This window comes from Bacillus sp. FJAT-27001 (assembly GCF_019039175.1).
Lineage (GTDB): Bacteria > Bacillota > Bacilli > Bacillales > Bacillaceae > Bacillus > Bacillus velezensis.
Map to the genome: position 1 here is coordinate 499,035 of NZ_JAHOAA010000002.1, position 14,791 is coordinate 513,825.

At 47.2% G+C, this 14,791-nt stretch carries 15 protein-coding genes; 9 read left to right on the forward strand and 6 right to left on the reverse strand.

From position 1 onward, the window contains the following. Positions 1-56: 56 nt before the first annotated feature. From xseA to spo0A, 9 genes are all read left to right on the forward strand, one after another. Complete coding sequence (gene xseA / locus BGM27_RS07305; protein WP_007408351.1) at positions 57-1,400, forward strand: exodeoxyribonuclease VII large subunit; 1,344 nt, start codon at positions 57-59, stop codon at positions 1,398-1,400. Continuing rightward, positions 1,400-1,654 carry an exodeoxyribonuclease VII small subunit gene (locus BGM27_RS07310; RefSeq protein WP_007408352.1) on the forward strand — a complete coding sequence of 85 codons (255 nt, stop codon included), beginning with the start codon at positions 1,400-1,402 and terminating at the stop codon, positions 1,652-1,654. Before xseA ends, BGM27_RS07310 begins: the two co-directional genes overlap by 1 nt. Then, on the forward strand, positions 1,644-2,534 hold the full coding sequence (locus tag BGM27_RS07315) for a polyprenyl synthetase family protein (protein WP_007408353.1): 891 nt from the start codon (positions 1,644-1,646) through the stop codon (positions 2,532-2,534). The genes BGM27_RS07310 and BGM27_RS07315 overlap by 11 nt, the downstream gene beginning before the upstream one ends. Positions 2,535-2,677: 143 nt before the next feature. Then, positions 2,678-4,579, forward strand: coding sequence for a 1-deoxy-D-xylulose-5-phosphate synthase (gene dxs / locus BGM27_RS07320; protein WP_012117963.1), 1,902 nt, complete (start codon positions 2,678-2,680; stop codon positions 4,577-4,579). Next, complete coding sequence (locus tag BGM27_RS07325; RefSeq protein ID WP_007408356.1) at positions 4,576-5,421, forward strand: TlyA family RNA methyltransferase; 846 nt, start codon at positions 4,576-4,578, stop codon at positions 5,419-5,421. Before dxs ends, BGM27_RS07325 begins: the two co-directional genes overlap by 4 nt. Before the next feature lie 96 nt (positions 5,422-5,517). Then, positions 5,518-5,967 carry a transcriptional regulator AhrC/ArgR gene (ahrC, locus tag BGM27_RS07330; protein ID WP_003153173.1) on the forward strand — a complete coding sequence of 150 codons (450 nt, stop codon included), beginning with the start codon at positions 5,518-5,520 and terminating at the stop codon, positions 5,965-5,967. 31 nt (positions 5,968-5,998) lie between these two features. Continuing rightward, positions 5,999-7,729: a DNA repair protein RecN gene (gene recN, locus BGM27_RS07335; protein WP_007408359.1), complete on the forward strand. Its 1,731-nt coding sequence runs from the start codon at positions 5,999-6,001 to the stop codon at positions 7,727-7,729. Between the two features lie 163 nt (positions 7,730-7,892). After that, entirely contained in the window at positions 7,893-9,173 is a 1,281-nt protein-coding gene (spoIVB, locus tag BGM27_RS07340) for a SpoIVB peptidase (RefSeq protein WP_007408360.1), read from the forward strand. Positions 9,174-9,453: 280 nt separating this feature from the next. After that, positions 9,454-10,254 (forward strand): sporulation transcription factor Spo0A, encoded by an 801-nt coding sequence (gene spo0A, locus BGM27_RS07345; RefSeq protein WP_003153177.1) that lies wholly within the window; start codon positions 9,454-9,456, stop codon positions 10,252-10,254. Positions 10,255-10,402: 148 nt separating this feature from the next. Here spo0A and alr read toward each other — a convergent pair whose 3' ends face one another. The 6 genes from alr to BGM27_RS07375 form a co-directional block, all read right to left on the reverse strand. Then, the gene (alr, locus tag BGM27_RS07350; protein WP_007408361.1) at positions 10,403-11,584 is read right to left on the reverse strand and encodes an alanine racemase; all 1,182 of its coding nucleotides are present in this window, start codon (positions 11,582-11,584) and stop codon (positions 10,403-10,405) included. A gap of 176 nt (positions 11,585-11,760) precedes the next feature. After that, positions 11,761-11,973: a spore germination protein gene (locus BGM27_RS07355; protein ID WP_003153181.1), complete on the reverse strand. Its 213-nt coding sequence runs from the start codon at positions 11,971-11,973 to the stop codon at positions 11,761-11,763. 125 nt (positions 11,974-12,098) lie between these two features. Beyond that, positions 12,099-12,311, reverse strand: a complete 213-nt coding sequence (locus tag BGM27_RS07360; RefSeq protein WP_007408362.1) for a spore germination protein — start codon at positions 12,309-12,311, stop codon at positions 12,099-12,101. A 127-nt stretch (positions 12,312-12,438) separates the two neighbouring features. Beyond that, entirely contained in the window at positions 12,439-13,557 is a 1,119-nt protein-coding gene (locus BGM27_RS07365; RefSeq protein ID WP_032863662.1) for an NADH-dependent flavin oxidoreductase, read from the reverse strand. A gap of 93 nt (positions 13,558-13,650) precedes the next feature. Beyond that, positions 13,651-13,788 carry a hypothetical protein gene (locus BGM27_RS07370; protein WP_162839613.1) on the reverse strand — a complete coding sequence of 46 codons (138 nt, stop codon included), beginning with the start codon at positions 13,786-13,788 and terminating at the stop codon, positions 13,651-13,653. Positions 13,789-14,084: 296 nt separating this feature from the next. Further along, positions 14,085-14,717: a helix-turn-helix domain-containing protein gene (locus BGM27_RS07375; RefSeq protein ID WP_007408365.1), complete on the reverse strand. Its 633-nt coding sequence runs from the start codon at positions 14,715-14,717 to the stop codon at positions 14,085-14,087. Between the last annotated feature and the right edge of the window lie 74 nt (positions 14,718-14,791).

Sequence of the window (14,791 nt, forward strand, 5' to 3'; positions counted from 1 at the left end):
CCAGAGCGGGTTTTCTTAGTTTAGGGCAAAAAGCCTTTATGAAAGGAGTGCAGGATGTGAGTGAAGCGGCATATGTCACGGTTTCCGCGCTGACCAAATACATTAAACGAAAATTCGATGTGGACCCTCATCTTGAAGACATTTGGATTAAGGGTGAGCTCTCCAATGTTAAAATTCATACGAGAGGCCACATCTATTTTACATTAAAAGATGAGCATGCCCGCATGCAGGCCGTCATGTTTCAGAGGCAAAGTTCGAGGCTTGCGTTTAAGCCAGAAGACGGAATGAAGGTCATCGTAAGAGGCGGCATCTCCGTCTATGAACCGAGCGGAAGCTATCAGCTGTACGCGAAAGAAATGCAGCCGGACGGTGTGGGGGCGCTCTACTTAGCATATGAAGAATTAAAGAAAAAACTTGCCGGCGAAGGGTTGTTTGATGACCGGCATAAGCAGGCCATCCCCGCTTTTCCGGCCACGATCGGGGTCGTCACGTCACCGACGGGAGCAGCCGTCAGAGACGTCATTACCACACTCAAAAGAAGATACCCCCTTGTGAAAGTCATTGTGCTTCCCGCGCTCGTTCAAGGTGAAAATGCCAGCAGATCGATTGTGAAGCGCATTGAAGAAGCCAATGCACAAAAAATGTGTGACGTCCTGATCGTCGGAAGGGGAGGGGGCTCGATCGAAGAATTGTGGGCATTTAACGAAGAAATCGTGGCCCGGGCGATTTTTGCTTCCGCCATTCCGATTATATCAGCCGTCGGACATGAAACAGATTTTACAATCAGTGATTTCGTCGCAGATATCCGGGCGGCAACGCCGACAGGAGCGGCAGAAATCGCCGTCCCCCACACGACGGACTTAATGGAACGGACAAAAACGGCGGAAGTCCGCCTGACAAGAGCGATGCAGCAGCATATCAGCAAGAAAAAAGAACGGGTTCAATCGCTCCAGTCATCCTACGCGTTCCGTTTTCCGAAACGATTGTATACCCAAAAAGAACAGCAGTTTGACCTTTTGTATCAGCAGTTCCAATCACAGCTCACGGGGCTTACGGACAGGAAACAAAGGCAGCTGGAGCGGAATACGTACAGATTAACGGCGCTCCACCCTGAAACCCAGCTGAAACAGGCGAAAAAACGGTACGAGGAGCGCTCAAATCAGCTCGCCCGAAGCATGAATGTCCAGCTGAAGCAGCTTCATTCGCAGTTTCAGACGGTTCTTGGTAAACTGAATGCATTAAGTCCGCTTCAGGTGATGGAGAGAGGATACAGCCTGGCCTATAAAGACAAAGAGCTGATCAAAAGCGTTGATCAAGTGGAACAAAATGATACGCTAGAAGTAAAGATGACAGACGGCGTTCTGACGTGTGAAGTATTGCAAAAGAGAGGCGAACGATAATGACAGAAACCAAAAAAAGTGAAGAGCTGACATTTGAAGAGGCGATGAAAGGCCTTGAAGGCATTGTGGCAAAGCTTGAAGAAGGAGACGTGCCGCTGGAGCAGGCGATTAATTATTTTCAGGAAGGGATGGCCCTTTCAAAAATGTGCCATGAAAAGCTTCAGCATGTTGAAAAGCAAATGGACTTTATTTTAAAAGATAACGGCGAACTTGCACCTTTCAGCGTTCAGGAGGAAGACGAAGGTGACAAATAAACTGGACGCATTTTTAGCATCGCGCAAACAACTGATTGAACAGCAGCTTTCTTTGTATACAGAACGGCTTGCGATGCCGGAAACCCTCAAAAAATCTATGCTGTATTCTTTGGAAGCGGGCGGAAAGAGGCTGCGCCCCCTCGTCGTCTTAGCCGTTCTGAATGCTTACGGAAAAGATGAAAAAGACGGGATTCCGGTCGGATGCGCTGTCGAAATGATTCATACGTATTCTTTAATCCATGATGATTTGCCTTGCATGGACGATGATGATCTGCGCCGGGGAAAGCCCACAAACCATAAAGTCTTCGGAGAAGCGGCAGCCGTATTGGCCGGAGACGGGCTTCTGACAGAAAGCTTTAAACTGATCACATCTCATGTGTCTGAGGCGGTTTCAGCAGAAAAACGGCTCCGTCTCGTCGATGAGCTGATCAGCGCGGCGGGAACGGAAGGAATGGTCGGCGGACAGGCTGCCGACATGGAAGCGGAACAAAAGCGGATAACGCTTGAGGAGCTGGAATCCATCCACGAGCGGAAAACGGCCAAGCTCCTCGGTTTTTCCGTGACGGCGGGCGCCATTTTGGCAGATGCGCCGGAGGATGAAGTCGAAAAGCTCCGTCTGTTCAGCAGCCATATCGGCATCGGATTCCAAATCAGAGACGACATCCTTGATATTGAAGGGCATGAGGAGAGGATCGGCAAACCGGTCGGCTCAGACACGTCGAATGAAAAGTCAACGTATCCGTCGCTTTTAACGCTTGAAGGCGCGAAAGAAAAGCTTGCGTATCATATAAGCGAGGCGAAACAGATCATCAGCGGCCTTTCTCTTCAGAAAGAATTGCTGCATGACCTCTGTGATTTAATCGCGGCGAGAGATCATTAAAAACGGTCCTGATTTGAAGGGGCTGCCGCTCCTATGGTAAAATGTAAGCAGTTTCGATGAAAATACAAAGGGAGTCTTTTTCTTTTTTCAAAAAGACACTGTTTAATTTGCAGAAATTCATGCTGAAAGTGAGTTGATCCGCTTTGGATCTTTTATCAATACAGGACCCGTCATTTCTTAAAAAGATGTCAATTGAACAGCTGGAAGAGCTGAGTGAGGAGATCCGCAATTTCCTCATCACATCGCTGTCTGCCTCTGGCGGCCATATCGGGCCGAACCTTGGGGTTGTCGAGCTGACAATTGCGCTTCACAAAGAATTTGACAGTCCGAAAGATAAATTTTTATGGGATGTCGGACATCAGTCCTATGTTCATAAACTGTTAACCGGACGCGGCAAGGAGTTTGAAACCTTGCGCCAATATAAAGGGCTTTGCGGTTTCCCGAAACGCAGCGAAAGCGAACATGACGTATGGGAAACAGGGCACAGCTCAACCTCGCTCTCAGGCGCGATGGGAATGGCTGCCGCCCGTGATATTAAAGGATCGAAAGAATATATCATCCCGATTATCGGAGACGGCGCTTTAACCGGAGGAATGGCGCTTGAAGCGCTGAACCATATCGGTGATGAGAAGAAAGACATGATCGTCATCCTGAATGATAATGAGATGAGCATTGCGCCGAATGTCGGGGCGATTCATTCTATGCTGGGACGGCTTCGCACGGCCGGCAAATATCAATGGGTAAAAGACGAGCTTGAATATTTATTTAAGCGCATCCCGGCCGTCGGCGGAAAATTGGCCGCCACAGCTGAACGGATAAAAGACAGTTTGAAATATATGCTTGTGTCAGGCATGTTTTTTGAAGAGCTGGGCTTTACGTATTTAGGCCCGGTTGACGGTCATTCCTACCACGAACTGTTTGAAAACCTGCAATACGCCAAAAAAACGAAAGGCCCTGTCCTGTTACATGTCATTACGAAAAAGGGCAAAGGCTATAAACCGGCTGAGACCGACACAATCGGCACATGGCACGGAACGGGTCCTTATAAAATCAATACGGGTGATTTCGTCAAGCCGAAAGCCGCGGCGCCTTCATGGAGCGGACTTGTCAGCGGCACCGTGCAGGAGCTGGCGCGCGAGGATGACAGAATTGTCGCGATTACACCGGCCATGCCGGTCGGCTCCAAACTGGAAGGGTTTGCGAAAGAATTCCCTGAACGCATGTTTGATGTCGGAATCGCAGAACAGCATGCGGCGACGATGGCGGCTGGAATGGCGCTTCAGGGTATGAAGCCGTTTCTTGCGATCTATTCGACCTTTTTGCAGCGGGCGTACGATCAGGTCGTCCATGACATCTGCCGTCAAAACGCGAATGTGTTTATCGGCATTGACCGCGCCGGTTTGGTCGGCGCTGACGGGGAGACGCATCAAGGCGTCTTTGACATCGCCTTTTTGCGGCATATACCAAACCTCGTTTTAATGATGCCGAAGGATGAAAATGAAGGCCGCCATATGGTCAATACAGCCCTTAATTATGAGGAGGGTCCGATCGCGATGCGCTTCCCGCGCGGGAACGGGCTCGGCGTAAAGATGGATAAAGAGCTGAAAACCATTCCGATCGGAACATGGGAAGTGCTCCGTCCCGGAAAAGACGCGGTCATTTTAACATTCGGTACGACCATTGAAATGGCGCTGGAAGCGGCTGAAGAACTGCAAAAAGAAGGCCTGTCCGTGCGTGTCGTGAATGCGCGGTTTATAAAACCGATTGATAAACAAATGATGAAGGCCATTCTTAATGAAGGTCTGCCGATTTTAACGATAGAAGAAGCCGTGCTTGAAGGCGGATTCGGCAGCACGATTCTTGAATACGCTCATGACCTCGGCATGTATCATACGCCGATTGACAGAATGGGCATCCCAGACCGGTTTATTGAACACGGCAGCGTAACCGCCCTGCTTGAAGAAATCGGTCTCACGAAGGCTGAGGTTATGAACCGGATCAAACTGCTGATGCCGCCGAAGACACATAAAGGAATTGGATCATGACAGCAAAAAAAGAACGATTAGATGTACTTCTTGTAGAAAAAGGCCTTGCGGAAACGCGGGAAAAAGCGAAACGCGCCATTATGGCGGGCATCGTATACTCAAATGAAAACCGATTGGACAAACCGGGTGAAAAAATCGCCCGGGATCTTCCGTTAACGGTAAAAGGAAACCCTCTTAAATACGTCAGCAGAGGCGGATTAAAGCTTGAAAAAGCTCTGGAAGTGTTTCCCGTCTCGGTAAAAGGCAAAACGATGATTGACATCGGCTCGTCTACAGGGGGATTCACGGATTGCGCCCTCCAAAACGGAGCCGAGCGGTCCTACGCAGTGGATGTCGGCTATAATCAGCTTGCTTGGAAGCTCAGACAGGACGAGAGGGTCGTCGTCATGGAACGGACGAATTTCCGCTATTCCGAGCCTTCCGATCTCACAGAGGGTTTGCCGGAATTTGCGACAATCGATGTTTCTTTCATCTCACTCCGCCTCATTCTGCCGGTTTTAAAAACGCTGCTTGTACCGGGGAGCGATTGTATCGCACTGGTGAAGCCGCAATTTGAAGCCGGACGGGAATCCGTCGGAAAAAAAGGCATTGTCAGAGATCCCGGTGTTCATACTGACGTTCTCCGCCGCATGAATCAATTTGCCGCTTCTGAAGGATATACAGTGAAAGGACTGTCCTTCTCACCGATTACAGGGGGAGACGGCAATATTGAGTTTCTGCTTCATTTGGAATGGGGCGGAGAAGACGGAAACGGCGCTGAACTGCCGGAAGAAGACATTCTCCGTACCGTCCGCGAAGCACATGAGACATTAAAAGCCAAAAAGACAGATGTACCGGAATAATAGGGGGCTATTATTCCTTTTTTCTGCCATCATGTACTTTTTATCAAGAAGCGGTTAACATAATGACAAGAACAGCTTGAAAACAGAGGTGCTTACATGACAAAAGGCCAAAGGCATATAAAAATCAGAGAGCTTATTACAAGCCATGAGATTGAAACGCAGGATGACTTAGTTGACATGCTGAGAGAAGAAGGATATAAGGTAACTCAGGCGACTGTCTCCAGAGACATTAAAGAGCTGCATCTCGTAAAGGTGCCGACAAACAACGGCTCCTACAAATACAGCCTGCCGGCGGATCAGCGGTTCAATCCGCTGTCAAAACTGAAGCGTTCATTAATGGATGCGTTCGTAAAAATTGACTCAGCAAGCCATATGATCGTATTAAAAACGATGCCGGGGAATGCTCAGGCAATCGGCGCTCTGATGGATAATCTCGAATGGGAAGAAATCATGGGCACGATTTGCGGAGATGACACGATCTTAATCATCTGCAGGACGCCTGAAGATACGGAGGGCGTTCAAAGCCGTCTTTTGGAGCTGCTGTAGCGTAATTATCAGATAAAAGGTGGAATGCTGTTTGTTAGCTGAACTATCAATAAAAAACTTTGCCATTATAGAGGAACTGACGATTTCGTTTGAACGGGGGCTCACCGTCCTGACGGGAGAAACAGGGGCCGGCAAGTCAATTATTATAGACGCCGTTTCCCTATTAGTCGGCGGCCGCGGCTCGTCTGAATTTGTCCGTTACGGTGAAACAAAGGCCGAGCTTGAAGGACTGTTTCTTTTGGACAGCGGTCATCCCGTTTTTGAAGTATGCCGTGAGCAGGGAATAGACGCATCTGACGACATGATTGTCATGAGAAGGGACATTAATGCCGGAGGAAAAAGCGTCTGCCGTGTCAACGGAAAATTAGTGACGATTGCGGCTTTGAGGGAAATCGGCAGACTTTTATTAGATATTCACGGACAGCATGATAACCAGCTGTTAATGGAGGACGATAAACACTTAGAGCTGTTGGACAGGTTTGCGGGCGCTGAGGCCGAATCCGCGCTTCAGGCTTACCATGAAGGCTATGAGCGTTATATGAAGCTGCTCAAAAAAGTGAAGAAGCTGTCAGAAAGCGAGCAGGAAATGGCGCATCGGTTAGACCTGATTCAATTTCAGCTTGAAGAAATCGAGTCGGCGAAGCTTGAATTGAATGAAGACGAGCTTCTTCAGGAAGAGCGTAAGCAGATATCCAATTTTGAAAAAATTTATGAATCATTGCAAAACGCCTATAATGCGCTCCGCAGCGAACAGGGGGGGCTTGACTGGGTCGGAATGGCCTCTGCCCAGCTTGAAGATATTTCGGATATCAATGAACCGCTGCAAAAGCTGTCAGAAAGTGTGTCAAGTTCCTATTATCTGCTGGAGGATGCAACCTTTCAGATGCGCAATCTGTTAGATGATCTGGAATATGACCCGGAACGGCTGAATTTTATTGAAACCCGTTTAAACGAAATTAAACAGCTGAAGCGCAAATACGGAGCGACGGTAGAAGACATTTTGGAATACGGCTCCAAAATAGAAGAGGAAATCGATCAAATCGAGAACCGCGACAGCCACCTTGAAGCGCTGAAGAAGGAATTGGAGTCGGTCGGCAAAGATGTGGCCGTAGAAGCCGCCAATTTATCAAAAATCAGAAAAGCTTGGGCTAAGAAACTGGCGGAAGCGATTCATCAGGAATTAAAAAGTCTGTATATGGGCAAATCAACGTTTGATACGGAATTTCTCGTGAAAACCGATCCGTCAGCCAGTGAAGCACCGGTTGTTAACGGGCAGCCCGTGCAGCTTACCCAAAAGGGGATTGACCTTGTGAAGTTTTTAATTTCAACAAACACCGGTGAGCCTTTAAAACCGCTGTCAAAGGTCGCTTCCGGAGGCGAGCTTTCAAGGGTGATGCTGGCGATGAAGAGTATTTTTTCTTCCCAGCAGGATGTCACCTCCATCATCTTTGACGAAGTGGACACCGGTGTAAGCGGGCGGGTTGCCCAAGCCATCGCGGAAAAAATCCATAAAGTATCGACCGGTTCACAGGTGCTCTGCATTACACACCTGCCGCAGGTTGCAGCTATGGCGGATACGCACCTTCTAATCGCAAAAGAATTCAAAGACGGCCGGACGACAACGCATGTCACGCCGCTTTCCAAACAGGACAAGGTAGCGGAAATCGGCCGCATGATTGCGGGCGTCGAAGTGACCGATCTGACAAAACGGCATGCACAAGAGCTTTTAAAACAGGCCGGACAGGTAAAAACGACAGGATAAGCTGCTGATACAGGCAGCTTATTTTTTTGTTCCATTTCTCTAACAGTGTATCCAATGTTTTTCTTCGTATGCCGGTTATAAATCAAGCGCAGGAAGGCAAAAGTATAGATGTAGCAGAAAAAGAAAGTGGTGTGGGATAGGAGCGAGGAGAGTGAAGGAATGAATGCACGATAACATGAGGAAAGCAATAGGTGTAATTCTCCTTGTTTCTTTACTAAGTGTAGGCTTTTTTAAGCCATTTAAAGAATATTTACTGATACCATCAGAAATGAGCGTCTTTGAAAACCAGACACAGGCCGTTCCGGTCAATGCATCAATAAGCGCTGAAAAGGGCGAATTATCAGAAGCCTTTACGCTGAAAGAAGAGCACGGCCATGCAAACATAACAGGGCAAACACAAGGCCGGTCAGAAGTAGTATATGATCTTGCCGGATTTCCCATTAAAAAAACGAAAGTGCGTGTCCTTCCAGAATTGAAGGTCATTCCGGGCGGACAGTCCATCGGTGTAAAACTGCATTCAGTCGGTGTTTTGGTGGTCGGTTTTCACCAAGTGATGACAAAGGATGGAAAAAAGTCTCCGGGAGAACAAGCGGGAATTGAATCTGGCGACATCATTATTAAAATGAACGGACATAAAATTGAAAAAATGAGCGACATCGCCCCGTTTATTCAAAAAGCGGGCAAAACCGGTGAATCTTTGGATTTATTGGTGAAACGCGATAAGCAAAAAATCAAAACAAAGCTGATTCCGACAAAGGACGAAGCCGAGGGGAAATATCGAATCGGCCTTTATATCCGCGATTCGGCAGCCGGCATCGGCACCATGACATTTTTTGAACCGAAAACAAAAAAATACGGCGCATTGGGCCACGTCATCTCTGATATGGATACAAAAAAACCGATTGTTGTAGAAGACGGAGAAATCGTCCGTTCAACTGTAACATCGATTGAAAAAGGAAAAGGCGGCAATCCCGGCGAAAAACTGGCAAGGTTTTCGTCAGAACGGAAAACGATCGGCGATATTAACCGCAACAGCCCGTTCGGCATCTTCGGGACACTGCATCAACCGATTAAAAACAACATTTCCGACAAAGCGCTTCCGATTGCTTTGTCAAATGAAGTAAAAAAAGGACCTGCGCAAATGCTGACGGTTATCGAAAACGATAAAGTAGAGAAATTTGATATTGAAATCGTCAGCACCACGCCGCAAAAATTCCCGGCGACAAAGGGAATGGTGTTGAAAGTGACAGATCCGAAACTGCTGAAAAGAACCGGCGGAATCGTTCAGGGGATGAGCGGAAGCCCGATCATCCAGAACGGAAAGGTCGTCGGAGCCGTAACCCACGTATTTGTCAATGATCCGACAAGCGGCTACGGCGTTCATATCGAATGGATGCTGTCTGAAGCGGGTGTTGATGTTTACGGGAAAGACAAAGCAAGCTGACTGCCGGATGATCCGGCAGTTTTTTTATGTGATGCGTTCTTCACTTCTTTCCTGGATTCATGTAAAATAAGACATGAAGATTTTTCGACAAATTCACGTTTCCTGATTTGTCAAACTTAATTTTTAGTCGAAAAACCTAGAAAATGCTAGAAAAACAAAGATATACCACTATTATTGGTAAATATGGATTTTTTAAAAGGGGAAGTAGTGGTTTTGTCGAATGTAACATGTAGCAGTCAAATGGGTTGCGTCCTGTTAATACATTGGGGGAGGAAGAAACGTGGAGAAAATTAAAGTTTGTGTTGCTGATGATAATCGAGAGCTTGTAAGCCTGTTGAGTGAATATATAGAGGGACAGGATGATATGGAAGTGATCGGCGTTGCTTATAACGGACAGGAATGTCTTTCTTTGTTTAAAGATAAGAATCCAGATGTGCTCGTTTTAGACATTATCATGCCGCATCTGGACGGACTTGCGGTTTTGGAGCGTCTGCGGGAATCAGAGCTCGAGAAGCAGCCGAACGTCATCATGCTGACGGCATTCGGTCAGGAAGACGTTACGAAAAAAGCCGTCGATTTAGGCGCGTCCTATTTCATCCTGAAGCCGTTTGATATGGAAAACCTTGTCGGCCATATTCGCCAGGTAAGCGGAAATGTCAGCAGTGTCACACACCGTGCGCCGTCTGCGCAAAGCAGCATTATCCGCAGCCAGCCTGAGCCGAAGCGGAAAAATCTCGATGCCAGCATTACAAGCATTATCCATGAGATCGGTGTGCCTGCCCATATCAAAGGCTATCTTTATTTGCGTGAAGCCATTTCCATGGTGTATAACGATATTGAACTCCTCGGCAGCATCACAAAAGTCCTTTATCCCGACATCGCCAAAAAATTCAACACGACCGCAAGCCGTGTAGAACGGGCCATCCGCCACGCCATTGAAGTCGCATGGAGCAGGGGAAATATTGATTCCATTTCTTCACTGTTCGGATATACGGTAAGCATGACAAAAGCAAAGCCAACCAATTCAGAGTTCATCGCGATGGTTGCTGACAAGCTGAGATTGGAGCATAAAGCTTCGTAACGCAAGCTTTTGGCTAGATGTCTTTTTCGCGCCTTCTATTCCGTGCATGAACGCGGAAGAGAAGGCGTTTTGAAATTTTGCTGGCGAAAACAATGGAAATCACTCACGCCGGTACTTGTTCTATACATAAATGCGGGATCTATGCCGTCTACACGTATAATACCGGAGCTGATATTTTAATGATTTTGCCGTCTCTGAAATAAAAGCGGGGGACGCGGCGGCTTAACACAGATAAGACTTCGTAGCTGATCGTACCGAGCATTTCGGCAATTTCATCAACGGAAATCTCGGCTCCTTGTTGTTTACCGTAGATGACGACTTCTTCTCCTTGTTTGCCCTCATTCTCACCTAAACTGACCATGATCATATCCATTGTCACTCTCCCCGCCACCGGCACCCGTCTGCCGCGGTGAAGAATAAACCCGCGGTTGGACAGGGCGCGGGAGTAACCGTCAGCATAGCCGATTGGAATCGTCGCGATGATTTCACCAGGTTCGGCGATATATGTGGCGCCATAACTGACGGTCCGGGGATCTGTCACCATGGCTTTCACATAAGCGATACGCGCCTTTAAACTTAGTGCGGGTGTGAGATCCACGAGGTTCAGTTCCTTTATCGAGGCGGACGGATATAAACCATATAACCCAATGCCTAAACGGATCATGTCGGCGCTGAATTCCGGGAATGCGATAGCGGCGGCTGTATTGCACATATGCACGGTAGGCAGCGTAATGTCTTGATTTTTTAAAAAGCGGAGAAAGCTGATAAACTTTTCGTGCTGCAGCATCGTCAGCTCAGTGTCCGGTTCATCCGCTGTTGAAAAATGTGTAAAGATGCCATCCCATGACAGATATGTACTCGACTTGAGCGCTTTCACCACTGCTAAAAGATCTTCTTCCGTACGCACACCCAGCCGGCCCATTCCCGTATCCACATTGATATGAATGGACAGCCGTTTCGAATCTGCTTCTTTTTCCAATATTCGATTCGCTTTTTTGATCCAGCTGACTTGAAACGCTGATAATGTTATGTTCCAAACGGCAGATTTTTTCACACAGCTGAGAGCTGTGAAGCCGAGCACAAGAATAGGTGCCGTAATTCCCGCTCTCCGTAACACAATTCCCTCTTCGACACTTGCGACAGCGAGCTCGCTCGCCCCGCTTTCCAGTGCCTGCCGCGCTACTTCCACAGACCCGTGGCCATAAGCGTTCGCTTTTACGACGGCCATAATTTTAGACGTATTCGGAATATGGCGGCGGATCGCCCGTACATTCTTTTTTATCGCATCAAGGTCAACTTCAATCCAAACTTCCCGGCAAAGTTTTTTCATCACGATTCCTTCTTTCCTTAATGAGTTTCAGTACTCATGCTTTCAATCTGCATTCTATTCACCTTGAACTGAAATCATTCAAAACAAGGGAAGGTGATCACTGATGTTTAAAAATCAAGTTTTTGGGAAATCAGTGTGTCTGCTTTATTTATGCTGAAAGGGCTGCATGGCAGCCCTTAAATTGACTTTACAATATTCTGATCTGAAAATTGATGTTCAAACATTTTGGACTGGCTTACAGCATTGTTTTGAATGACAATGCCGATATTTCCCCCTCCGGCACCGAAAACAGTTTTTGATGCAGTCAGCGGACTGATGGATATGGCGCCGCCAACATTGACAACTCCGTTTCCTGATACGTTGTTTATCGTAATCGGGCAACCGCTCATTCTATTTTTTCTCCTTTCTCTCACAGTCTACTAACTATATGTACGCTGTGATATGGAATAAGATTAAACAAAACGGCAAAAAGAATCCGGCTGCTGCCAGCCGGAAAGGGAGGGAAATACGGATGTCATAGTGTTTTCGTTACATTTTGATCAGAGTATTGAGAGCTTGAAGATTGAGATGTGCTGGATTGATTCATTTGCAGGACCATCCCTGTATTTCCCCCACCTGAGCCGTAGACGGTTTTTGATACGGTTAAAGGACTTATCGAAAACGCACCGCCGACATTGACAACCCCGTTTCCGGAAAGACTGTTAATCGTAATAGGAAAACCAGCCATCATATACGGTCTCCTTTCTATTAATCTATTTACTATATGTACGCTGTGTGTTAGAAATAGGAGTAAACAAAGCGGTAAAAACTTGTAAATCTAAAAAAACTGCCGGACATCCGGCAGTTTTTTTAGTCTACTTTTCAAACGGCACCCAGCCGCCTGTATTCTGAATCATTTCCCATAACGGTTCAGGAAGTCGGTATTTCTCAATTTCAGATGCTTGAATGGCTTTTTCGATTTCCTGTTCGCGGCCTTCTTTGACCAGCACCGCCCATTCGGGGTTAATCAAAATGACACGTCCCAGAGCCACCAGCGGAATTCCGCTTTCTAATACAGCAAGCGCTTCGTCCGCGGTATAGATGGAACCGACGGCCATCAGCGGCACTTTATGGCCGACGCGTTCGTTTAATAAATCCATCCGCGTCCGTGAAGTATCCGCTCCGCGGCGGGCTTTGGAATTGACATCCATCAGTGAAATATGCAGATAATCCAAGTTCTCTTCCGCAAGCGCGTCAGCGAGCATGAATGTTTCTTTCATTGTAAGCCCCGGTGTTTCCGGCTCTTCCGGTGACAGGCGGTAGCCGAGAACGAATGGATTTTCAGCGTGTGTATCAATTGCCTGTTTGACAGCGTCAACGACTGCAAGCGGGAACGCAAGGCGCTTTTCATCGCTTCCGCCCCAGCGGTCTGTGCGCCGGTTTGTTTTCGGTGAATAAAATTGGTGAATCAGGTACCCGTTTGCCCCGTGAATTTCAACACCGTCAAAGCCGGCTTCAATCGCTCTGCGTGTCGCTTCGCCGAATGCTTTCACGATGTGCTCAATTTCTTGTTCGGTGAGAGCCCGGGACGTTTGTCTCCCGTCTTCTTCTGAGCCGCTCGGACTGACGACGTCGTTGTTTGGCACGAGTTCAGGAGGGCATTCCAATCCTCCGTGGTGAATCTGCACAACGGCTTTCGCTCCTTGAGACTGGATCGCCTGAGCGAGTTTTTTCAAGCCGGGAATGTGAGAATCATCATAGATGCCGGGCTGGCCTGGAAACGCTTTGCCGTCTGGCGTTACGTTTGCACATGCCGTAATGACCATGCCCATTTCTTTTGAACGGGGAGTAATGTAGCTTAATTCACGATCGGAAATCGTTCCGTCATCATTTGATGAATAGTGTGTCATCGGTGCGACTGAAATACGGTTTGGTATGGTGACGCCGCTTTCGAACGTAAAAGGTTCAAACAGCGGTTTATAAGTTTGCTTCATCATTTCGCCTTCTTCCTTAGGAGTTTAACTCGTCCGTATTCTAGCTTATGTTTTAATTGTGTGCAATTATTTTGCTTGTTCTTCTTCCTGAGGTTATGACCGGCTGAACCATCTAAACGAATGAAACGGTTTTCTCCGTTCCTTTTCAGGATCTTTATATCCTCCTGAAATTTGATGGCCGATCGAGCTGAATATGACAGCGGCGGCGAAGAGGAGAATGATTTTTTTCATATGCATATCTTCTTTCTTATCTTTTACAAGGTTATTTATAAGCATACGCTTGTGCGAAAAAACCGTCAATTTGTTTTTATTTATTCTTTTTTCCACTTTCCTGCGGCGAATATCGTTCCGATCTGAATCACAACACTTAACAGAGCGCACACTGCCACAACTGTGTTGCTGTCCATAGAAGACACCCTCCTTTTTGTTAGGTTGATGTATCATATGACAGCTGTCTCTGTTTTGACAAAACCGTAATGCGGTGTTTCATATTTTTCAACACAAAAAGGGCGCTTTTTTAAGCGCCTTTACTTTTTTTTCAGCCGGTTCAAAGCGATTTGAACGGCGATGGCGTCATCCAGGTAGCCGATCGGAAACATGTAATCCGGAATGACGTCGGTCGCTAAAATATAATACAGCAGCGCGCTCCCGAGAATCGCGCGGTCTTCAGCCGGTGTTGATTCATCCATATACTGATGATGCATGTTTTTCAAATGATCAATAAAAGGGCCGACGCTTTCTTCATTGTCCATTTTCTTTTGAAACTCATCGCAAATCAGACGATGGCCCTGCTGGGTTTTGGCATATTGTTCATATCTGGTCAGTTCGCGCTCAATTTGCTCCCGGGAAAAAGGCTGATCAAACATCTCGGCCATATTCAGCATATCCTGAATCGCGTGCATCGGGTCTTGCGGCGCAGCTTCTTTTTCATGGCCGATGTCTATGCCTGACGCCTCAAGCAATTCCTCCAGCGGGGTGCGGAGATGTTTTGAAAATTCCTGAAGATGCTTTAAATTGGCCTTCTGCTTGCCGTTTATAATCCGGGAGATGGTGGCCGTATCAATGTTTGTTAAGGCGCCGAGTTTTCTCATGGAGAGCGAGTGCTTATCAAGCAGTGATTTTAAAAGGGGCCCCAGTGTCGTATTTTTATTTTCTGTCAAGGGTGTCACCTCGTTTCCGCCGGAATGATGATCATTAATCAATAATTTTTGCAGAAAAGGTACCTTTTCTGTGC